This is a genomic window from Enterococcus malodoratus ATCC 43197, from assembly GCF_000407185.1.
Lineage (GTDB): Bacteria > Bacillota > Bacilli > Lactobacillales > Enterococcaceae > Enterococcus_A > Enterococcus_A malodoratus.
The window spans coordinates 307,136-327,973 of the sequence record NZ_KE136481.1 but is presented as its reverse complement, the minus strand read 5'-3'; the positions used below and the strand labels follow the sequence as shown (position 1 = coordinate 327,973).

At 38.0% G+C, this 20,838-nt stretch carries 18 protein-coding genes, 1 tRNA gene and 1 other annotated feature; of the genes, 11 read left to right on the top strand and 8 right to left on the bottom strand.

The window, feature by feature from the left end; translation table 11 throughout:
* Positions 1–202: 202 nt before the first annotated feature.
* Positions 203–1,429 carry an IS21 family transposase gene (gene istA, locus I585_RS01520; RefSeq protein WP_010741239.1) on the top strand — a complete coding sequence of 409 codons (1,227 nt, stop codon included), beginning with the start codon at positions 203–205 and terminating at the stop codon, positions 1,427–1,429.
* Between the two features lie 10 nt (positions 1,430–1,439).
* Positions 1,440–2,201 carry an IS21-like element helper ATPase IstB gene (istB, locus tag I585_RS01515; protein WP_003129321.1) on the top strand — a complete coding sequence of 254 codons (762 nt, stop codon included), beginning with the start codon at positions 1,440–1,442 and terminating at the stop codon, positions 2,199–2,201.
* A gap of 146 nt (positions 2,202–2,347) precedes the next feature.
* On the opposite strand, the gene I585_RS01510 is transcribed toward istB, so the two are convergent.
* Together I585_RS01510 and I585_RS01505 are read right to left on the bottom strand one after the other, a co-directional pair.
* Complete coding sequence (locus I585_RS01510) at positions 2,348–2,668, bottom strand: AzlD domain-containing protein (protein WP_010739267.1); 321 nt, start codon at positions 2,666–2,668, stop codon at positions 2,348–2,350.
* Complete coding sequence (locus I585_RS01505; protein WP_010739266.1) at positions 2,661–3,371, bottom strand: AzlC family ABC transporter permease; 711 nt, start codon at positions 3,369–3,371, stop codon at positions 2,661–2,663. Before I585_RS01505 ends, I585_RS01510 begins: the two co-directional genes overlap by 8 nt.
* Positions 3,372–3,654: 283 nt before the next feature.
* Between I585_RS01505 and I585_RS01500 the strand changes: the two genes are divergently transcribed.
* The gene (locus I585_RS01500) at positions 3,655–4,086 is read left to right on the top strand and encodes a universal stress protein (protein WP_010739265.1); all 432 of its coding nucleotides are present in this window, start codon (positions 3,655–3,657) and stop codon (positions 4,084–4,086) included.
* A gap of 58 nt (positions 4,087–4,144) precedes the next feature.
* Here I585_RS01500 and I585_RS01495 read toward each other — a convergent pair.
* The 3 genes from I585_RS01495 to I585_RS01485 form a co-directional block, all read right to left on the bottom strand.
* Positions 4,145–4,217 (bottom strand) — tRNA-Gln (locus I585_RS01495).
* Positions 4,218–4,276: 59 nt separating this feature from the next.
* Complete coding sequence (locus tag I585_RS01490; RefSeq protein WP_010739264.1) at positions 4,277–4,672, bottom strand: hypothetical protein; 396 nt, start codon at positions 4,670–4,672, stop codon at positions 4,277–4,279.
* Between the two features lie 60 nt (positions 4,673–4,732).
* On the bottom strand, positions 4,733–5,260 hold the full coding sequence (locus I585_RS01485; protein WP_010739263.1) for an HdeD family acid-resistance protein: 528 nt from the start codon (positions 5,258–5,260) through the stop codon (positions 4,733–4,735).
* A 161-nt stretch (positions 5,261–5,421) separates the two neighbouring features.
* Between I585_RS01485 and I585_RS01480 the strand changes: the two genes are divergently transcribed.
* Together I585_RS01480 and I585_RS01475 are read left to right on the top strand one after the other, a co-directional pair.
* A complete protein-coding gene (locus I585_RS01480; RefSeq protein ID WP_010739262.1) occupies positions 5,422–5,625 on the top strand; it encodes a hypothetical protein in 204 nt (67 codons plus the stop codon).
* Positions 5,626–5,637: 12 nt separating this feature from the next.
* Positions 5,638–6,132: a hypothetical protein gene (locus I585_RS01475; RefSeq protein WP_010739261.1), complete on the top strand. Its 495-nt coding sequence runs from the start codon at positions 5,638–5,640 to the stop codon at positions 6,130–6,132.
* A gap of 100 nt (positions 6,133–6,232) precedes the next feature.
* Here I585_RS01475 and I585_RS01470 read toward each other — a convergent pair whose 3' ends face one another.
* Positions 6,233–6,829 (bottom strand): nitroreductase family protein, encoded by a 597-nt coding sequence (locus tag I585_RS01470; protein WP_010739260.1) that lies wholly within the window; start codon positions 6,827–6,829, stop codon positions 6,233–6,235.
* A 185-nt stretch (positions 6,830–7,014) separates the two neighbouring features.
* On the opposite strand from I585_RS01470, the gene lepB reads away from it, so the two are divergent.
* From lepB to pheT, 6 genes are all read left to right on the top strand, one after another.
* Positions 7,015–7,557 carry a signal peptidase I gene (gene lepB / locus I585_RS01465; protein WP_010739259.1) on the top strand — a complete coding sequence of 181 codons (543 nt, stop codon included), beginning with the start codon at positions 7,015–7,017 and terminating at the stop codon, positions 7,555–7,557.
* A gap of 111 nt (positions 7,558–7,668) precedes the next feature.
* Positions 7,669–11,151: a PD-(D/E)XK nuclease family protein gene (locus I585_RS01460; protein ID WP_010739258.1), complete on the top strand. Its 3,483-nt coding sequence runs from the start codon at positions 7,669–7,671 to the stop codon at positions 11,149–11,151.
* Entirely contained in the window at positions 11,141–14,818 is a 3,678-nt protein-coding gene (gene addA / locus I585_RS01455) for a helicase-exonuclease AddAB subunit AddA (protein ID WP_010739257.1), read from the top strand. Before I585_RS01460 ends, addA begins: the two co-directional genes overlap by 11 nt.
* Before the next feature lie 66 nt (positions 14,819–14,884).
* Positions 14,885–15,229, top strand: coding sequence for a winged helix-turn-helix transcriptional regulator (locus I585_RS01450; RefSeq protein WP_010739256.1), 345 nt, complete (start codon positions 14,885–14,887; stop codon positions 15,227–15,229).
* 47 nt (positions 15,230–15,276) lie between these two features.
* Positions 15,277–15,472, top strand: a binding site (T-box leader).
* A 229-nt stretch (positions 15,473–15,701) separates the two neighbouring features.
* Positions 15,702–16,745 carry a phenylalanine--tRNA ligase subunit alpha gene (pheS, locus tag I585_RS01445; protein ID WP_010739255.1) on the top strand — a complete coding sequence of 348 codons (1,044 nt, stop codon included), beginning with the start codon at positions 15,702–15,704 and terminating at the stop codon, positions 16,743–16,745.
* Between the two features lie 6 nt (positions 16,746–16,751).
* The gene (gene pheT, locus I585_RS01440; protein WP_010739254.1) at positions 16,752–19,169 is read left to right on the top strand and encodes a phenylalanine--tRNA ligase subunit beta; all 2,418 of its coding nucleotides are present in this window, start codon (positions 16,752–16,754) and stop codon (positions 19,167–19,169) included.
* Between the two features lie 56 nt (positions 19,170–19,225).
* Here pheT and I585_RS01435 read toward each other — a convergent pair whose 3' ends face one another.
* Positions 19,226–19,579 (bottom strand): DUF1667 domain-containing protein, encoded by a 354-nt coding sequence (locus I585_RS01435; RefSeq protein ID WP_010739253.1) that lies wholly within the window; start codon positions 19,577–19,579, stop codon positions 19,226–19,228.
* Positions 19,576–20,838 carry an NAD(P)/FAD-dependent oxidoreductase gene (locus tag I585_RS01430; protein WP_010739252.1) on the bottom strand — a complete coding sequence of 421 codons (1,263 nt, stop codon included), beginning with the start codon at positions 20,836–20,838 and terminating at the stop codon, positions 19,576–19,578. The genes I585_RS01435 and I585_RS01430 overlap by 4 nt, the downstream gene beginning before the upstream one ends.

The window sequence follows — 20,838 nt, the reverse complement described above, 5'->3', positions numbered from 1 at the left end:
ACAAAGTGTCCGTTGGAAGGTCGATTTCGAAAGCTTTTTTGTTGTCTAATACCAAAGGTTTTTCAAAGAAATATCCAGCGATCTTTTTCATGAGAATTATGTAAAGGGCCACGATAAAATGTAGGAAAAGGGCCATCGAAAATGTAGGTTAGATTTAAAATCTGATATTCTTTTTCATGAAACCATTCAAGGAGAGTGACTCATGCGAAAAGATGTCTTAGAAGGAGTCTTACGACACATTATGAACGATATTCAACCTAACTATGCAGCCATGGCCAAGCAATATAATTGTGATTACCGAACAGTCAAGCGTTACTATGAAGCTGGAACTAAAGGGGAAGTAGAACAGATCAAAAAGAGACAATCTTCTGCTCCTCTTTTATTAAGCGGTTTTGAAGAAATTATTAAAGATAAAATGGAGTTAAGCTGTTCCGCTTCTTCAATTTATTATTTTATTAAGAAAAAAGGATATCAAGGTGGCTATACCACCGTCAAACGATATTGTCGGAACTATCGAGAAAAGCGTGTAAAAAAGGCAACCATTCGAATTGAAACGACGCCAGGTCTTTCTGCTCAAGTCGATTGGAAAGAAAATATTAAGATGGTGAGTAAACATGGTGAAGTCTTTTACTTCAATCTTTTTCTATATATTCTAGGCTATTCTCGCATGAAATACTTAGAGGTAACCTTTGATCGAACCCAAGCGAATGTCTTCAATTGTTTGGTCAATGCGTTTGAGTACTGCGGGAATGGTGTTCCTCAAGAAATTTGGTTTGACAATATGAAAACAGTTGTTGATAGAAGTAAAAGCCAATTTGGTCAAACCGTTTTTAACGAAAAATTTCGTCAATTTGCTAAAGATGCTGGATTCAATCCGATTGCTTGTCGCCCTTTTCGTCCACAAACCAAAGGCAAAGTTGAAGCTTTAGCTCGTACTGTTAACCGCTTAATGGTCTTTAACTACGAGTTTGAAAATGAGCAGGAGCTAAAACGAATCGTCTATGAGTTTATGAATGACTTAAATAATGAACGTTCTCAAGCAGTGAATAATCATCCCTCTAAGCTTCTTATAGATGAACAATCGGTGTTGCGTCCTTTCAATCGTTTAGAATTAGTCAGATATGTTTCTAGAACCCAACACGTAATTAGAAAAGTTTCCATTGAATCCATGGTCCAATATCAAAACTCAAAGTATTCTGTTCCCGTGAAATATATTGGTAAAGAGGTAACTTTAGATGTCCGTAAGGACAGTCTATTCATTTGGTATGGCCATCAATGTATTCGCTCGCACCCATTAAGCAAAAAAACCTTAAATTATCAACGTGATGACTCTCTTGAGATTCTTCGATCTGATGTCTTCAAATACTTAGAAGACGAAGAGTTGGAGCGCTTTGTAGAAGAAAATTTAGATGCTTACGATGAATTATAAGGAGGCTCATATGTCAAATTACCATCAGTTATTAAATCAATTATCAGATTTAAATCTTACCTGTATCAAAGAAATTTTACCTGCCCATTTAGATGAAGTAGCTAAAAATGAACAATCTCTAGTTGATTCTTTATTTGAATTAACACATCAAGAAATTAGCTATCGTAGAAAGGAGACCCAAAGAAAAATTTTAAAACGGGCAATGTTTCCCTATCATAAACGCCTTCATGATTTTAACTTTGATTTTCAACCCAAAATCAAAAAAAGTGAAATTCAAGATTTAGTGACATTACGCTTTTTAGACACGTATGACAACCTTTTATTCATTGGAAATAGCGGTGTTGGAAAAACTCATTTAGCCGTTTCAATTGGTTTAGAGTGTATTGATAGAGGGCAGAGCTGTTTATTTATCACTAGTACAGAACTGGTTAATCGACTTATCCGGGCACATAAACGTGGGACAAGTGATACCATGCTCAAAAAATATGCGAGCTATTCTGTATTAATTATTGATGAAGTCGGGTATCTCCCCTTCTCAAAAGAAGGATCTAACTTACTGTTTCAACTAATTAATATGCGATACGAAAGAAAATCAACGATTATTACAACGAATATTCCTCTGTCTCAATGGTCCGAAATTTTTGGTAATAAGAAATTGACTAATGCTTTATTGGACCGATTGGTCCATCATTCTAAAATTATTCAAATTACAGGACCTTCCTATCGAATGAAAAGTTATAGTGAAACGAAAGGAAAAGAAACGAAACGATAAAGAGAAAACTACCTACAATTTCAATGGCCCAAAACCAACATTTTATTATGGCCCTTGACAAGAATTACTCCTTTTTCTATTATTTTGTTATATATTACATCAATGGTGCAAGTAAAACCAGAAATAAGCTCTATAACAGGTGTGATTTAAAGCAGCCGTAAGAGTGCGATTCCTAACACGCCTGTCAAGACAATTTTCATCAGATCTTTAGTGCGAATACCAACGATTAGAGCAGGAATACATGCCAGAACTTCTGGAATACGCAGTGTTGGAAAATGCCCTGTTTGAAAATTCAGTAAGCTTTGCATCAGCAAGGCAGTCAAAATCGTCATTGGAAGATAGCTTAAGAATTTTTCTAAAACAGGTGGCAATGTGATTGCTTTGGTAAGGACAAAGGGTAATACTCGTGGAATCCATGTCACTAAGGCGCAGCCAAAAAGTGTTAATAAGTAGTAATAGTTACTCATCTTTCATCAGCCCCCCCGTAAAGCATCCAAGTAAGGTTGCTAAAATGACAGAAAATTCGGCTGAAACGAAACGCATTAAAAGAAAAAGACTGACAGTCGTCACAGCTAAAATGATCAGTGTTTTATGCTTTTGTCTTTTCAGCGGTAATTGTACTTGAAAGAGAAATAAACCAAGGAACATTGCCGTCAAAGCAAAATCGAATCCGAATACTGTAGGATCGGGAATAAAGTTTCCAAGTAATGCACCGATAACAGTTGCAAGGATCCAGACAAGATAAGCAGTTATATTCAATCCATGTACCCAATTGCTAGTAACCTTTTTCTCTTGCGCAAGAGTAGCCATCAACACACCATAGGATTCATCTGTTAGTAGTGTTCCGATAGCAATACCGTTTAGCAGGGAGTCTTCTTTGAAATAATGAGCAACAGAAAGACTCATCAGTAAATGTCGTAAGTTGACCAAGAAGACAGTAAAAACGATTGATAAAATCGGCGCGCTTAATAGTAGCAAACCGCATAAAATGAATTGGGCACTGCCCGCATAGACAAGAGTCGACATTAAAAATATTTGCCAAATAGCAAGATGGGCGGATTTCCCCACGATTCCCATCGCGATACCGATGCCTAAATAACCCATAATTGTAGGGAGACAGGCCTTAACGCCATCTGAAAAACTAGATGTCTGTGTTATACGATTATCCATCCATACACCCTCTCATTTTGTTTTAATTATATTAGACCAAAACTAATAAAAAAACAAGAGGAGAAAGAATATAAAAAGGAGCAACAAGTCCAACGATAAGGATTTATCAGTCGGCGGGGAAATTGCTGCTCAATTTATTTTACCATAAAAATATTAGCAAAAAGACTAAGTTAGTTATTTTTTTTAGGGAAGTAACTAAAAAATATTCGTTATGAAGAGAGCAGGCTTTAGTTTTCTAGAAAGAAGTAGTTGATGTATAATGTAGATAAGGGAGGCGTTTCTAATGAAAGAAAGCTATAAAAAAATACTTGTTGCGGTGGATGGCTCGCCAGCCTCAACTGACGCATTTAATGAAGCTCTAAGTGTAGCTGAACGCAATGATGCAAAGCTTTTTATTTTGACTGTAGTCGATTACAAATTTTCGATTGGTGATCCGGCATTTATTAACGACTCACTAAAATTCCATCTTAATAATGCTGAAATTGAATTGGAACAATTAGTCGCAAATTCAAATGTAACACAATTCGACTATGAGACAAAAATTGATTCAGGAAATCCTAAACGCAAAATTATCGATTACGCACTAGAGAATCAAGTTGATCTCATTATGCTCGGGGCGACGGGAAGAGGCGCAGTGGAACAAGCGTTAGTTGGTTCGACAACAGCATATGTAGTAAACCACGCTCATTGCAATGTTATGGTGGTCAAATCTTAAAATGATTCATTTAAACCAAAAAAGGTTTTTGCTTTCTAGAAAGCAAAAACCTTTTTTATTGGGATAGCAGGGCTCGAACCTGCACTCTTCTGATTCAGAGTCAGACGCCTTACCAGTTTGGCCATATCCCAATTAAGAACAGAGAAAAGTATAACGCTAGCTTCACTATTCTTCAAATATAATGTCTCGCTTATTTTTTTCCAGCCTTTTTTAAGGCGGACAGAACTAAATTGCCATCAGCAAAACCAAGGTTGATATTGATGGTTTCAGAGTCGAAAACCAAGGATAATCGAATCCCGTTTAGCTTCTTTTTGCCACTGATTTCTTTACATTGATAGAGATTATACTTATATGCCTTTTGCTTGCTTAGCGCATAGAGAATGTTCCCAGAAATTCCATAAGCGGTAAGACCTTCTTGCTTTTTTACGCTTTCGTATTTGTGAAAACCTATAAAAGAAAAAGTAAAAGTAGTCTTGGGAAAGCTTTGCAAAAAGCTGTTGAACAAGAGAATCCCTTTTTCTTCATTGGTATTATAATTAATACCGTACTTTTTAGTAAATTGATAAAGTTCACTTGCTGTGTTCATAATAACCTCACTCTTTTTAATATATCCAGTATAAATGTTTCTTATAATAGAAACAATTCTTTACTGATTAAAGCGGCGTGTATTAATAAATTCTGAAACAGCCATAGTGATCAATAAAAACCCAAATATTTGAAAAAGAATCATTAAACTGCTAAAAGGATTAAATAATAGGAAAAAGCCGGCAATGATCATTAAAGCACTGTAGACAACTTGCCCGGTAACTGGAAAACCATTTCTTCGTGCAGACCAGCTCTGCAAAAATTGTCCAATGGCGAAAATCAGAATAATAAATCCTAAAAACATCGGTAAAATACTGATGATTCCTTTTGAAAAACCCAGTACAACAAAAGCAAAAATAATTCGCATGATGCCGCTAGTCGTCTCAAACCCGACATTTCCCGTATATTTCTTTGCTCTTAATCCACGAACGACCTGCAAAATACCAAAAATTAATAAATAGAAGAAAATGATGTACACAATTCCTTTAAAGACACTTCTTGGTGAAAACAGAATAGCGATTCCAAGGATCAGGTAACAAGCACTTCTCAAATATCCATACCGTTTGATTGAATCAAAAAAATTTGCCATAAAATATCACTCCTCTAAAGTAATTTTACCCGATTTGGCTTTTTTTTGCGACTGAAGTGAAAAATTCGATTGTAAACCATTCCATACTTAGGTATAATGCGAATAACATTGATCCAAAAGCTAGACGAACAAATGAATGTCGATACTGGAGGGCTTACTGTATGAATGAAGAAGAAATTGAACTAGGAAGAAGTTATCGTTGCCATCCAATTGGTTTCGAAGAATCTGTGGAAGGTGAAGTAATCTCAAAGATGACGAATTGTGCAGTCGTCCGCATCAACCAATGCGAAGAGATTGACCAAGAGCAACGGGATGACAAATCTAACATGGTCGTGGTAAAATATTCTAATTTCATTCCAAGTTAGAAGGCGGTTTTTTTGAATATATTTACATTGTTATTGGGAATTTTTACGGTTATTCTGTACATCTTTTTACTGATGGCACGTAAAGACATAGTTATTCCAGTCTTTAGGCGACGCAAACAATATCCGTTTTATCTTTTTTTAGCGCTGTTGATTTTGTGGATTGGCTTTAGTAGTTGGCAGGATTTGAATGGCCGTATACAGACAATTTTAGCTGCTTTAGTGATGGTAAGTTTTTTGTTAGATAAAAAGGGCTTCACTGAGGATAGTTTAATTCTTTTTAGTTTAGATAACCGTGGTATTCCACTGAAGGAAATAGAGCGGGTAGTATTGTTTCAAGAAGAAAGCGGATTAATAAAGCTTAATTATTTTCGTCGAGAACGTCGAGGACCGATTTTAACCTTCGACTATTCACTAACGGAATTTGTCGTTTTTCTTTCGACGCACCTTAATGAAGGCAGTACTTTAGAAATTCTGACTAAAGATGATCAAGACAAAGATGGGAAATAGGATGACGTTTTCGTCATCCTATTTTTGACTCATTAATTTGTTTGTACATAAAAAAGCAATGCTGAATTGAATCAGCATTGCTTGCGGATAATTTAAGCTATTAACGGAAAACGCGGAAACGTTCGTCATCTGCTAAGAATTCTTTTTCGTTTGCTTCGCCTTCTTTAGAACCAAAGACCAATTGAGAACGTAATTGCCAGTTAGCAGGAATGTTCCATTCTTTTGCCACGGCATCGTCAATAATTGGATTATAATGCTGCAGGTTCGCACCAAGACCAGCCGCTGTTAAAGCAGTCCAAGCATTCGCTGTTGCGATCCCGTTTGATTGCTCAGCCCAATCTGGGAAGTTATCAGCGTATAAAGTGAATTGTTCTTGCAAGTTTTTCACTGTATCGGTTTCTTTAAAGAACATTACAGTTCCTAAAGCATTTCTAAACCCAGCAACTTTTGCTTGTGTATTAGGAAAGACTTCTGCAGGCGTGACTGGTTTCAATGCTTCTTCAACAATATCCCATAATTTTTCATGAGCTTCGCCAAAAAGGATAACTGCACGTGGAGATTGTGCATTAAAAGCAGTTGGACTATTCTTAACTGCATCTTTGATTAATTCAGTGATTTCTTCTTCAGATAATTTTACGTCGTGTCCTAAAGCGTAAAAAGAGCGACGATCTTTTAGTGTTTCTAAAAATTGAGACATAATAATTCCACCTTTTCTTGTTTTGTTCTTGTTTACAAAATACACTTTAACATCTTACAAAAAGTAAGAAAAGAAATATGCTCGCGTAAAAGTAATTTTTTTCAAAAGGACGATAATTAACTTTCATAGCCAACTGAAGAATATGATAAACTAGGTTTATGAACGCGAATAATGGAGGTTCACTGATGAATATAAAAGAAGTAGGAAAATCAATTCTTTATTTTTTAGTTTTGGCAGCGATTCTAATCGGCTTGCGTCATTTTGTTTTTACGCCAGTGGTTGTTAAAGGGGATTCAATGGATCCCACATTAATTGATGGTGAACGTGTGATTGCATTGAAAAACACTAAGGTCAAGCGTTTTGATATCGTTACTTTTCCAGCGCCGGACGATCCTGGGAAAAACTATATCAAGCGAGTGATTGGCTTACCAGGAGATACTGTCGAATATAAGAATGATGAGCTTTATATCAATGGAAATAAATATGAAGAGGCCTATTTGGATGAATTTAAAGGGAAATTAACCGATGATCAACCATTGACTTATGATTTCAACTTGAGTGAACTATTTGGTTCGGAAAAGGTTCCGGAAGGCGAGCTCTTCGTTTTAGGGGATAATCGTCGGATATCTAAAGACAGCCGAATTATCGGTATGATCAAAGAGAAAGATATCATGGCAGATGTGAAATTTGTTTTCTGGCCAATAAATCGGTTTGGAACAGTGGACTAGCGTTTAGCTAGTCTTTTTTTTATGGTTTAATCATCGACTTCAATCATGCGCCGTTTTAATCGAACTGTTATAATAAACGAGAAACATATTTTGAAGAAATGAGGGGAAACGATGCCATTACAATTTTTGTTAGGTGCTGGACAGAATGACGCGACAAAACGAATGATTGAGACTGCGCAAGCTTGGCTGAAGCAGAATTCGAAGAAGCGCGTGTTTTTCTTAGTCCCCAATTATAATAAATTTGAGCAAGAGATTAATCTCTTGTCAGCCATGAAAACTGCGGGCAAAACAACTGAATTTAGTACAATTCGAACTCAAGTTTTTAGTTTTCAGCGATTAGCATGGTATTTTTTACAAAAAGATGGGCAAATTCCTGGGAATATTTTATCTGAGGCCGGAAATGCAATGATTTTACGTAAAATTTTGCATGAAAAACGGGAAGAATTGACAATTTTCCGTGGCGAGGTAAATAAAACAGGTTTTATTCAACAATTGGTCGGTTTTTATCAGGAGATGCAAATTGGAAACGTGACGGTTGATGACTTGGTAGAGAATGGTAATGATCAAGATCAAGTGCTAAAACTGCAAGACTTGCGAATGGTATTTGCGGCGTATGAAGAAGCGCTATTAGCCTATCAGGTTGCAAACGAAGATCCTTTGTTGCTATTGCAGGATTATTTGAGTCGAAAAGACCTGTCCAATGATCTTTTCATTGTCAGTGGTTTTACCCGCTTCAACGCGCGAGAATTAAGCGTTTTGAATACTTTAATGACTTCTGGTGAACTTTTAGTTTCTTTGGAGTTGGACCGACCTTATCCAAGTGAAGAACCCAATCCATTGGATCTTTTTGCAGACTCAGGAAAAACTTACTATCAATTGAAGTGTAGTGCTGACAGTCAACAGATTGCAGTACGACCGGATCAATTTTCTCGTGCAAATGAATCAATTTTTAATCAGGTCGGTGATTTTTGGTCAAAACAAAAAGCCTTTAATTTAGCTCAATCTGATCAGATTCAACTTATGAGATACGGAACTGTGGCTGAAGAAATCCGTAAGGTTGGCGAAGAAATTCGGCACTTAGTTAGAGATGAAGGGTATCGGTACAAGGATATTCAAATTTTGATGCGCAATCCGTTAGTTTACAATAGTACACTTCCTGATGTATTTCAAAAATTGGAAATTCCCTTTTACTTAGATGAAACGCAAGAGATGGCGGCACACCCCTTGATTGAGTTTTTACAGGCGTTATTTTTGGTTGATAAATATAACTACCGGATTAATGATATCTTTCGAATGCTTCGAACAGAATTATTTGCGCCCTTTGAATGGGAAAATGACACCTGGTTCCTAGAGCAGCAGAAATACCGAGAAAAGATTGATCAAACGGAAAACGTTTGTCTGGCCTATAATTTTCGAGGTAGTTTTTGGACGCGGGATACTGATTGGGAATTTGTCGATTACGATTTTGAAAAAGATGTATTTAATGACGCGAAACAATTAGAATCAACGGCAAATGAAGTTCGTCATTCTGTTCAGCAAATCCTACCACTATTTTTTAAGCAAATAAAAAAGGCGAAAAATGGTCTTGAAGGGGCCTCTCTTTTTTACCATTTCATGGAGAACAGTGGGGTGAAGCGTCAATTATTATTTTGGCGGGATCAGGAAGTTGCAAAAGGAAATTTAGACAAAGCCCGTAACCACGAACAAACGTGGCAGGCTTTACTCGATCTCTTAGATGAATATGTCTTGATTTATGGAACAGAAACTTTTGATTGGGATACCTTTCAGGAGATCTTTTTAGCCGGATTGATGAATTTAACCTATGGCAAAATTCCGACAGCGATCGATCAAGTGCGAGTGAACGATTTAGAATTGGCTCGCGTAGATCAAATGAAGGTTACCTTTGCAATTGGATTGAATAATAATGACTTTCCCGCCCGTTTTGATGATAAAGGATTATTATCAGCGGAAGAACGCACCCTTTTTAATCAAAATTTGCCGGAAGGAAAATTCTTGCCTGAAAGCAATAGTTCCAAGGTGAATCGCGAACCATTTCTAGCTTATTCCGTCTTTCTTTCTGCCAAAGAAAAACTTTATCTGAGTGTTGCGACCACCGTAGAAGGGGAAAAGAAATTAGAAATTTCTTCTTTTCTAAGACAATTGAGTCAAGGGTTAAATCTACCAATCAGAGATAATGAACCTTTAAGACTTTCAAGTGATCCCGAGGACCATCTTGGCACAACGCGGACACTATTATCAGACCTGATTGCTTTAAACCGTTTGGCACAGGATGAAAATCGGGCAATTTTACCAGCATGGCGAGAACTGCAAAAGTTTGTTCAAAATGGTTCTCTTGCCCCATTAGCACAGCGCGTTTTCAAGAGTCTGCAGGATCTTAATGTCCCGCGTGAATTGTTGCCAGAAACAGCAGAACGCTTGTACGGAAAAAATCTTTACGTATCTGTTTCGCGAATTGAAAACTTTTATAATTGTCAGTATAAATATTTTGCTAATTTTGGACTTGGCTTAAAAGAAAGGACTATCTATGGATTGACTCCAGCTGCAGCCGGTGATTTCTATCATGAAGCGTTGGATTATTTCTTTAGACTGTTAAATGAGCAAGGATTAAGATTGGCGGAGTTGAATGAAACTGAGCGGAACCAACTAGCTGATCAAGTATTGAAAGAAATTTTCGGTGAACTGAAATTTGCGATCTTATCTAGTTCAGCACGAATGAACTACATTCGCTATCAATTATCGCGAACAATTCAAAAAGTTAGCTGGGGTTTGGTACAGCAGGGGATGAGAACAAAATTCGAGCCACAGCAAACAGAAGTTATTTTTGGTTCGATTGGTGGACAAAAAGGGATTCCCGGAATCAACTTGCCTTTGTCAAACGGTGGTGAGGTCGCAATCCGAGGGAAAATCGATCGCCTGGATCAATTGCAAAGCGCTGAAAGTGATTGGTTAAGTGTGATTGATTATAAATCGAGTCCTCATACGTTTAATGTGGCAGATGCCTATTATGGTATTGCATTACAATTAATTACTTATTTAGATGTCGCTGTAACGGATTATAATCAAGTCAGTGACAAAGAGATTAGACCAGCAGGGGCCTATTATCTTCATGTTCATAATCCCGTACTGAAACAACCAAAGGATATTGAAAAAGATATGTTAAAGGCCTATCAATATGATGGTTTGTTCACAAAAGAACCAGAGCTTTATGATCAATTAGATCAAAGTCTACAGGAAAAAGAAAATTCTTTATTGTTTCCAATTAAAAAAGATAAAAATGGTCAGACGACAATAGTGACCCAATCCAAAGATAAGTTTTATGATTTATCTGAGATTGATTTATTGCGTAAATACAATCGCGAAAAAATACAAGAAGCGGGTAATCAAATAGTTTCTGGAGAAATTAAACTAAATCCGACCTATAAAGATAATCAAAGAATCGCTTGTCAATATTGTCCGTTTAGAAGTGTCTGCAAATTTGATGCGATGCTGAAAGAGAATAACTATCATCGCTTAGAAAAACTTTCTAAAGAAGAAGTCTTGAAACGAATGGAGGAAGAACTGCATGACAACTAATTTTTCTATCCCTCCAAAGGCGCCGAATGAAATGTACACTGACTCTCAGTGGCAGGCAATTTATGATCAAGGAACGAATCTTCTGGTTTCTGCCTCTGCTGGTTCAGGAAAAACGGCGGTACTGGTTCGACGAGTGATTGAGAAAATCAAACGCCAGCAATTGTCGGTTGAGCAACTATTAGTCGTGACTTTTACCGAAGCGGCAGCGAGTGAAATGAAAGAACGAATTCAAACGGCTTTACAAGAAGCCATTAATGTAGAAACAGATCAAGAAATGAAAAATCACTTTACGCGTCAGTTGACTATGTTGCCAATGGCTAATATTTCTACGCTGCATTCGTTTTGTTCAAAAGTGATTCAACGCTTTTTCTATTTGATCGATTTAGATCCTAGTTATCGCATGCTGACGGATGAAACAGAGACCATTTTATTAAAAGAAGATGTATGGGATGAATTGCGAGAGACATTCTATGAGGAAAATCAAGAAATCTTTTATCGACTTACTGAGAATTTTTCGAATGATCGCAGTGATAGTGGTTTGGAGGATTTGATTCTTGCAATGTACGAATTTGCTCGTGCTAATCCCAATCCATTTCACTGGTTGGATGGACTAGTTGAGAATTATCGGATGAATAACCTAGCCGATTCTGATTTATTTCACGACTTGATTCGTCCTGAAATTCTAAAAACGTTACAAGAGATAAATCAGACGTATCAATGGATGATCTCAGCCAGCCAAGGAATTGAAGAATTGCAGAAAATTACTGAGCTGGCTCAAAATGAACAGGGATTAATACAACAAATTAAACAAACCATAATGGAAAATAAGCTAGATGATGTTTTTACTATGTTCGAGAATATCAAATTTTCAACATATCCTTCACCACGAAAAAAAGAAGTCAAAGAACTTTATGGGGATGTGATTATCGAATGTAAAAACTATCGAGATCAGGCAAAGCAAGAGTTAACAAAAATAAGAGAAATGTATTTTAATGTTTCGCCAGAAGAACAAGTTGAGCGATTACAAGAAGCATTACCGATTGTTGAAGAGCTAGTTCGTGTCGAAAAACGGTTTATTGAAGAATACTCTGCAAAAAAACGAGAAAAAGGAATGTTGGACTTTAACGACCTAGAACATTTTACTTTACAGATTTTGCAGACCGAAGTTGACAGCATTAAGCCCGCTGAAAATTATTATCGCAATCGTTTTTCTGAAATAATGGTTGACGAATACCAAGATATCAATCAATTACAGGAAACAATTTTGCGCCAACTAAGTAGTGAAGAACCTGGTAATCTTTTCATGGTGGGGGATGTTAAGCAATCTATTTATGGATTCCGTCTGGCAGATCCAACGTTGTTTATCAAAAAATACCATGATTTTGCTGACGAAGATGGTGGACGACGGATCATTTTAGCGGAAAATTTCCGATCTCGAAAAGAAGTCTTGGATTTTACTAATTTAGTCTTTACGCAATTAATGGACCAAACTGTCGGGCAAATCGAATACGATCGGCAAGCTGAACTAGTCAATGGTTTCACAGCATTTCCTGAGACAGAAGCATTTGCACCAGAATTACTGATTTATCAAAAGAACGGTGAGGTTCCTGAATGGATTGAAGACAAATCAATGGGCGAAATATTTACAACCGCAACGAAAATACGCCAATTGATTGATCAGGGATTCGAAGTTTACGATAAAAAAGAAAAAGCAATGCGTTCTTTAAAATATGAGGACATTGTTTTGCTAACCCCAACTAGAAGTCACAACTTGACCATCTTAGAAGTGTTTAAGCAATTAGGGATACCGCTGGCAATCAATGATACACAAAACTATTTCCAATCAACTGAGTTAAGAGTCATGATTTCCTTAATGCAGATTATTGATAATCCTTACCAAGATATTCCACTTGCAGCGGTTTTACGTTCGCCGATTGTCGGACTGCAAGAAGAAGAATTGGCACAAATTCGTTTAGCTTTGCCGCAAAAGGAGTACTATCAAGCTGTAAAAAGTTATAGCCGATCCAATGATGATGGAATCGCAGAAAGATTGACGGCTTTCATGACACAATTAAATGATTGGCGAGAGTTTGCACGACGAGAATCCTTAGCAAATTTATTAGTGAGAATTTATAACGAAACTGCTTACTTGGATTATGTTTTAGGAATGCCAGCTGGTCAGCAACGGCATGCTAACTTGCTTGCTCTCATTGAGCGAGCAAAAGATTATGAACGGAGCAGTTTCCGAGGACTATATCAATTTGTTCGTTTTATTGAAAAAATGCAAGAAAAAGATAAAGACCTAGGGGAACCGCCGACAGAAGAAGTTAATGATGCTGTGCGAGTGATGACGATTCATGGAAGTAAAGGATTAGAATTTCCGGTAGTCTTTTTAATGGACATGAGTAAGAGCTTCAACGTGCAGGATACTCGTAGAAACTATGTGTTTGATGAGCAATTAGGTCTAGGTGTAAGATTATTGACTCAGGATACTCGAATCAGAAAAGACACGATATTGTTCCAAACAGTTAAACAGAAAAATCTCAACAAACTGCTTTCCGAGGAAATGCGAAAATTATATGTTGCTCTGACTCGCGCAGAACAAAAACTATTTTTGGTTGGTTCCTATGATGACGAAGTGGCGGCATACAAAACTTGGAGTAAAGGGGCTTTGAATGAGCATCTAGTTTTAGATGCGGGTTTGCGAAATGGTCAAAATGATAGTTTCTTTGATTGGGTAGGCAGAACATTGTTCAGACATCCAGTGATGGATCAGTATCAAACAGAATATCCTGTCAATCAGCCGGCAGTTTTGAAGCGGCATCCAGCAACATTCAAATTAGACTTTATTGATCCGCAAAAAATTGCCGAAATTGTGCAAGCTTATCTTCCAGAGATTAAAACATTGGAGATTCCGCAGGGTACTATTAATATTCAATCACTGAAGGATCAGTTGCTATTCAAATATCCTTATCCTGAAGCGACAAAAACAACAAGTTATCAATCAGTATCCGAATTGAAGCGTTTGTATGACGATCCAGATAACCGGGAAACACTAGAGCTTACTTCGACGCAAAATCAATACCGCTTCACAGAAAGTGATTTAGGGACTCCAAAATTTTTAACTGCGAAAAAAGAATTGTCAGCTGCTGAAATTGGGACTGCGACTCACTTAGTAATGCAGTTATTACCGCTGCAGGAAAATATTCAGCAAGAAATAGTTGAAACACTAATTGCTGATTTAGTTTCACGACAGACTTTGACTCCAGAGATTGCAGAAAAAATATCGATCGAAGGTATTATGCAGTTTCTTGATTCTGAGATTGGTCGCTTCCTAATTCAAAATGTTGATCACTTACACCGTGAAGAGCCTTTTGCGATGTTGCTGCCGGCGGATCAATTATTTAGTGAGTATCAGAACCAAGATGAGATTTTGATTCACGGGATCATTGATGGATATCTGGAATTTGATGATAAGATTTTCTTGTATGATTTGAAAACCGATCGTTATACGATTGAAAGAGAGCAACTACTGATTAATCGTTATCGTGGTCAATTAAATTTATACAAAGATGCGCTTGAAAAAGCGAAGCAAAAACCAGTTGAGGCCGCCTACTTAATATTCTTACAAGGAAATCAAGTGATTGATTTGTTAAAAACTCCTTAGGTATAGGCAAGATGTACTTATAAAAGGTAAGTGATATGCTATACTCTCTCTATCGAGGTGAGAATTATGGAACAAGTAGAAGTAATGGACTTTTCGCTCTGTCCAAAATTTGAGAAAGGATTTCAAATTTTAGGCAAAAAATGGAACGGTTTAATTATTGATGTATTGTTAGAAGGCGGACCTCAAAGATTTGTCGATATTGCTGCGATGATTCCAGATGTCAGCGATCGAGTTTTAACGGAGCGGCTAAAAGAATTAGAAGCAGAAGGTATTGTTGGTCGTGTGATTGCTTGCGGCAGCCAAAAACGGATGGATTATTGTCTGACGAATAAAGGCGAAGCTTTGAAAAATGTGATGAACGAGATCCACCAGTGGGGCGATACTTGGATCACAGATGCAGAATGTAGTTGATAATTTTTTTGATTTCTTGTAGTATTGGGATAGTCAATTGAATAGTTCAAAAAGCGTTGATAGAAAAGAGTAATCTTTTTAGATCTTAAAGGGAATGTCTGTCGTTGACTGGAAACAGACTAAGATAGGAAAAGATGAAGTTCACTTCTGGAGCTTGTCGAAAGACCGGCAAAGCCGTTAAAAAAGCGAGAGCGCCAATTTGATTGGCGAATTAGGATGGTAACGCGAGACCTCGTTCCTTTATGGAACGAGGTCTTTTTGTCGTTTTTTATTGTTTCAAGCAGGGTAGAAAAATGACAAGCGTACGAGAAAATTATTCACTACTTTTGAGCTGGTTGTGAATTTTAAGTCACATTTACATAGAGTTAGTGAAATCCTATGTAAATTGAAAGCATCCTAAGAACAAAAAATTCGATAGATCTTCCATTAGAAGTTTCTATCTTTTTAAAGCAATAGGGAAAGGAAGAAAACAATGAGTTTACAAGAGCAACTAGAAGAATTAAAAAGTCAGACGTTAGCAAAAATCGACGCAGCGGATGAATTGTCTACCGTTGAAACGATACGTGTAGAAACTTTGGGAAAAAAAGGACCAATCACAGAAGTATTACGCGGGATGCGCGATCTTTCAGCCGAAGAGCGTCCGAAAGTAGGTGCGTTTGCTAACGAGATTCGCGATCTTTTGACGAAGGCGGTCGAGGAACGCAAGGCAGCGCTAGCGGAATTAGCTCTGGAAAAACAACTAGCAGCGGAGTCTTTAGACGTAACATTACCCGGTAAAAAAGTCTCACACGGTACACGTCACGTGTTGACCCAAATTATGGAAGAAATCGAAGATACCTTTGTAGGTATGGGTTATCAAATTGTAGAAGGAACCGAAATTGAATCGGATCATTATAATTTTGAACGGATGAATTTGCCTAAAGATCATCCTGCTCGTGATATGCAAGATACCTTTTATATTTCTGATGATGTATTATTACGCACACATACATCGCCCGTTCAAGCCCGTACTATGGAGAAACACGATTTCTCAAAAGGTGCACTAAGAATGATCTCACCAGGGAAAGTATTCCGCCGTGATACAGACGATGCGACTCACAGTCATCAATTCCACCAAATCGAAGGATTAGTCGTGGATAAGGGAATTACGATGGGAGATTTGAAAGGAACCTTAGAGGTATTGCTGAAGGAACTTTTCGGAGCAGATCGTAAAATTCGTTTACGCCCAAGTTATTTCCCGTTTACTGAACCATCAGTAGAAGTTGATGTCAGTTGTTTTAAGTGTGGCGGCAAAGGCTGTAATGTCTGCAAACACACTGGCTGGATTGAAATACTTGGCGCCGGCATGGTTCATCCTGATGTACTAGAAATGTCAGGGATTGATCCAAAAGAATATTCTGGCTTTGCTTTTGGCTTAGGTCCAGATCGGATCGCCATGTTACGATATGGCGTTAATGATATTCGGAATTTCTATTTAAACGATGTTCGTTTCTTGGAACAATTCAAGGGGGAGTAAGAAGCAATGTTAGTTTCATATAAATGGTTAAATGAATATGTCGATGTAAAAGATGTCGCACCGAAAGACTTAGCGGATCGTCTTTCATTGACAGGGATCGAAGTTGAAGGGTTGGAATCACCAGAAGACGGTTTAAAAAAAATCGTTGTCGGTGATGTAAAAGAATGTATTCCACATCCTGACTCCGACCATCTGTCGATTTGTCAGGTAGACGTCGGTGAAGAAGAATTGTCTCAGATTGTTTGCGGAGCACCGAATATTAAAGCGGGCGTTAAGGTAATTGTTGCATTGCCTGGTTCTCGGATAGCCGGCAATGTAAAAATTAAAAAAGGTAAAATGCGTGGTCAAGTTTCGAACGGAATGATTTGTTCATTGCAAGAGCTTGGATACAGCGACTCAGTGATTCCAAAAGAATATTCTGAAGGAATTTACTATTTGCCAGAGGATGCCGTTGCAGGCGAACCTGTTTTTCAATATTTGGAAATGGATGATACGATCATTGATCTATCGATCACACCTAACCGAGCTGATGCATTAAGCATTCGCGGTGTTGCTCATGAAGTAGCAGCGATCTATAATAAAAAGGTTAATTTTCCGGCTGTTGAATTGAAAGAAGCAGATGAAAAAGCCAGTGACAAAATTACTGTATCTGTGACTGATGAAAATGATGCGCCGCATTATGAAATTCGAATCATCGAAAACGTTAAAATCGGACCAAGCCCACAATGGCTGCAAAATCGTTTAATGAACGAAGGTATTCGTCCAATCAGCAATGTAGTGGATGTAACGAACTACATTTTACTATTGTTTGGACAACCACTGCATGCGTTTGACTATGACAAATTAGGCAGCAAAGAAATCATGGTTCGTCGAGCTAAAGAAAACGAACCATTCACAACTTTAGATAGCGTTGAACGAACATTAAATCCTGAAAATATCGTGATCACGAATGGCGATATTCCTGTTGCACTAGCTGGTATTATGGGTGGATTGGATTCAGAAATTTCTGATGAAACGACAACAGTTGCTTTGGAAATGGCGATGTTTGATCATACATTGGTTCGTCGCACTTCGCAAAGCTACAACTTGCGAAGCGAAGCATCTATGCGTTTTGAAAAAGGTATAAATCAAGGGGATATCAGTTTAGCTGGTGAAGTGGCCGCTGCGATGATCGCGGAACTAGCTGATGGTAAAGTTTTACAAGGTGCGGTCAAAGGTAGCGAAGTACAACCTAAAAATATTGAAGTAAGTACGACTCTTGAAAATGTCAATCGTTTCTTAGGAACGGACTTATCACAAGAACAAATCAACGATATCTTCAAAGCACTTGGGTTTGCTTCAGAGGTCAGGGACGGTGTAACTACAGCTAGTGTACCGCCACGTCGTTGGGACATTACGATTGAAGCTGATTTGATGGAAGAAATCGCACGAATTTATGGCTACAATAACCTGCCTTCAACGTTACCGGAGGGGCAAACAGTTGCTGGATTTTTAACTGAAGCTCAAAAGGCGACAAGAAAAGTACGGAATCTTTTAGAGGGTGCCGGTTTATCAGAAGCTATTAGTTACGCACTAACAACAGAAGCGAAAGCACAACAATTTCTATTAAATGAAAGCAAGGTGACACGCGTCGCATGGCCGATGAGTGAGGATCGCTCAACGATGCGATTGAATCTAATCAGCGGTCTGTTAGAAGATTTATCTTATAACGTCGCCCGTAAAAATAATGATGTAGCGTTCTATGAAATTGGCCACGTCTTTTATCAAAACAATGATCCTAAAAAGGATTTGCCAATTGAACAGAATCATTTAGCAATCGCTGTGACAGGAAATGTTGTCGACAAATCTTGGGCAGGAAAAGCCAAAGCATGCGATTACTATACGATCAAAGGAATGGTCGAAGAGTTGATCGAAGGGTTAGGATTGACGGAGTCAATTTCTTATCAAGCGCTGCAAATGCCTGAAATGCATCCAGGACAAACGGCTGGTATTTATCTTGGAGAGGAACGAATCGGGTTTGTTGGTCAAGTACATCCGAAAATGGCAGGAAATTACGAATTGAAATCAGCTTATGTTGCTGAATTGAACTTAGAGGCATTAATTGGATCAGAAAAGGCACCGTTAGTATTTGAGGCTGTTTCAAAATATCCTGCGGTTAGTCGCGATATCGCCATGTTGGTAAACGAATCTAGTACTAATTCGGATATTACTGAGATAATTTCCGCAGCTGCTGGAAAATTCTTGACTAAGTTGCAAGTTTTTGATGTATACCAAGGCGCAAACATCGAGACGGGCAAGAAATCGATGGCCTACACTTTAACTTTTGTAAATCCTGAAGCGACTTTGACTGATGAAGAGATCAATCGTATTATGGATAAAGTTACTAAGAAGTTAGAAGAAAAATTAGAAGCGGTTATCCGCTAAATTATAAATGCCCCTCAAAAGATTTCTTTTGAGGGGCATTTTAATGCTTGGATTATTTAACTTGCTTGAACGTCACTTGTTGTAATAACATCGACACCAGTATCCAGAAGGTTTTTGATGGCAATGTCACCGATTTTTACCGGTGCCTTCAATTGAACGTTATTTATTTCCTTCATTGCCTCCAATACAGCAGCTTTTGGAATACCATCAGATGTTTTAACGGAACAGAGATGTTCATTGCCGGCATTAACGATAACCGTAGATGTCACGACTCGTACAGGGTTAGTAGCCTCCGCTTTGCCATATTTCACACCTTTGTTGCAGCTATGACCGCTCACTTGAAAATCATTATTCTCATCGACCGTTAAATGACAACCTTTTGGGCACATGATGCAGATAAATTTTTTCATGATTTTGCTACCTCCTCGACACAAATTTCCAACTCTCCATTCGTGACTTTATCCAAAACCTTTTTTGAGAGCTTCATTTTTTCCATTTCTCCAGGGACGATGTAGCTTTTTTTTTGTTTCGCTAAAACTTCTCCTTTGGATTTGATCAGTATCTGACTGTCATCAAAGACCTTATTGACCCGGAAAAAAAGCTCAGTTCGGCGATCGATATTATCAGCACGAATTTTTTGGGGAACAACATACGTAACGTGATCACCATTTTTGATAGTGAGATATTGGGTAGATTCTTTTTCTTGTTCTAAAATATAGGTGGCGGCCGAAGTACCGGCTTTTATGCTTTCAGCAGTTACAAAGTCTACTAAATCATGAACGTGGACAACGTTGCCGCAAGCAAAAATCCCCGGAACGGATGTCTCCATATTTTCATAAACAAATGGGCCGTTAGTTTTTGAATCCAAATCAAGATGAGCATCACGACTTAATTCGTTTTCCGGAATCAATCCAACGGATAACAAAATCGTATCACAATCAAACGTTTGCTCTGTACCAGAAATTGGCTGCCGTTTCTCATCAACTTTTGAAACAACAACTTGTTCCACTCGGTTTTTTCCGCGAATTTCGGTGATTGTATGAGATAAAAGAAGAGGGATGGCATAATCATCCAAACATTGAACAATATTTCGAGTTAGTCCGCCGGAATAGGGCATAACCTCGATGCACGCCAGAACATCAGCACCTTCAAGGGTCATTCTGCGGGCCATTATCAAACCAATATCACCTGATCCTAGAATTATTACCTTTTTCCCAACTATATAACCTTCCATGTTAACATATCTTTGCGCAGTACCAGCAGTAAAGACCCCGGCTGGGCGGCTGCCAGCAATACCAATAGCTCCGCGAGTCCTTTCACGACACCCCATAGCAAATACTAATGCCTTGGCTGTTAGTATCTGGTAACCTTGTTCTTTATTAACAATGTGTACTTCTTTATTTTCAGTTACCTCTAAGACCATCGTATCAAGTAAAACCTCAATATTCGCCTCCTGTACCATATTGATAAATCGAGCCGCATATTCAGGTCCAGTCAATTCTTCTTTAAAATAGTGCAGACCAAAACCGTTGTGAATACATTGATTCAAAATTCCGCCAAGTTTTTGATCACGTTCAATGATCAGAATATCTGTGATGCCTTTTTCATGCGCCGCTACAGCCGCTGCTAAGCCAGCCGGACCGCCACCAATTACGATTAATTCATGCAT

What these genes read in the sequence shown, in the direction of transcription:
- I585_RS01435 (WP_010739253.1), bottom strand. Translation starts at nt 19,579, where the DNA reads ATGAAAAAATTTATCTGCATCATGTGCCCAAAAGGTTGTCATTTAACG.
- I585_RS01470 (WP_010739260.1), bottom strand. Translation starts at nt 6,829, where the DNA reads ATGTCTCAATTTTTAGAAACACTAAAAGATCGTCGCTCTTTTTACGCT.
- I585_RS01510 (WP_010739267.1), bottom strand. Translation starts at nt 2,668, where the DNA reads ATGAGTAACTATTACTACTTATTAACACTTTTTGGCTGCGCCTTAGTG.
- I585_RS01505 (WP_010739266.1), bottom strand. Translation starts at nt 3,371, where the DNA reads ATGGATAATCGTATAACACAGACATCTAGTTTTTCAGATGGCGTTAAG.
- I585_RS01485 (WP_010739263.1), bottom strand. Translation starts at nt 5,260, where the DNA reads ATGGCAAATTTTTTTGATTCAATCAAACGGTATGGATATTTGAGAAGT.
- pheT (WP_010739254.1), top strand. Translation starts at nt 16,752, where the DNA reads ATGTTAGTTTCATATAAATGGTTAAATGAATATGTCGATGTAAAAGAT.
- I585_RS01500 (WP_010739265.1), top strand. Translation starts at nt 3,655, where the DNA reads ATGAAAGAAAGCTATAAAAAAATACTTGTTGCGGTGGATGGCTCGCCA.
- I585_RS01480 (WP_010739262.1), top strand. Translation starts at nt 5,422, where the DNA reads ATGAATGAAGAAGAAATTGAACTAGGAAGAAGTTATCGTTGCCATCCA.
- lepB (WP_010739259.1), top strand. Translation starts at nt 7,015, where the DNA reads ATGAATATAAAAGAAGTAGGAAAATCAATTCTTTATTTTTTAGTTTTG.
- addA (WP_010739257.1), top strand. Translation starts at nt 11,141, where the DNA reads ATGACAACTAATTTTTCTATCCCTCCAAAGGCGCCGAATGAAATGTAC.
- istB (WP_003129321.1), top strand. Translation starts at nt 1,440, where the DNA reads ATGTCAAATTACCATCAGTTATTAAATCAATTATCAGATTTAAATCTT.
- I585_RS01490 (WP_010739264.1), bottom strand. Translation starts at nt 4,672, where the DNA reads ATGAACACAGCAAGTGAACTTTATCAATTTACTAAAAAGTACGGTATT.
- istA (WP_010741239.1), top strand. Translation starts at nt 203, where the DNA reads ATGCGAAAAGATGTCTTAGAAGGAGTCTTACGACACATTATGAACGAT.
- I585_RS01460 (WP_010739258.1), top strand. Translation starts at nt 7,669, where the DNA reads ATGCCATTACAATTTTTGTTAGGTGCTGGACAGAATGACGCGACAAAA.
- pheS (WP_010739255.1), top strand. Translation starts at nt 15,702, where the DNA reads ATGAGTTTACAAGAGCAACTAGAAGAATTAAAAAGTCAGACGTTAGCA.
- I585_RS01450 (WP_010739256.1), top strand. Translation starts at nt 14,885, where the DNA reads ATGGAACAAGTAGAAGTAATGGACTTTTCGCTCTGTCCAAAATTTGAG.
- I585_RS01430 (WP_010739252.1), bottom strand. Translation starts at nt 20,838, where the DNA reads ATGCATGAATTAATCGTAATTGGTGGCGGTCCGGCTGGCTTAGCAGCG.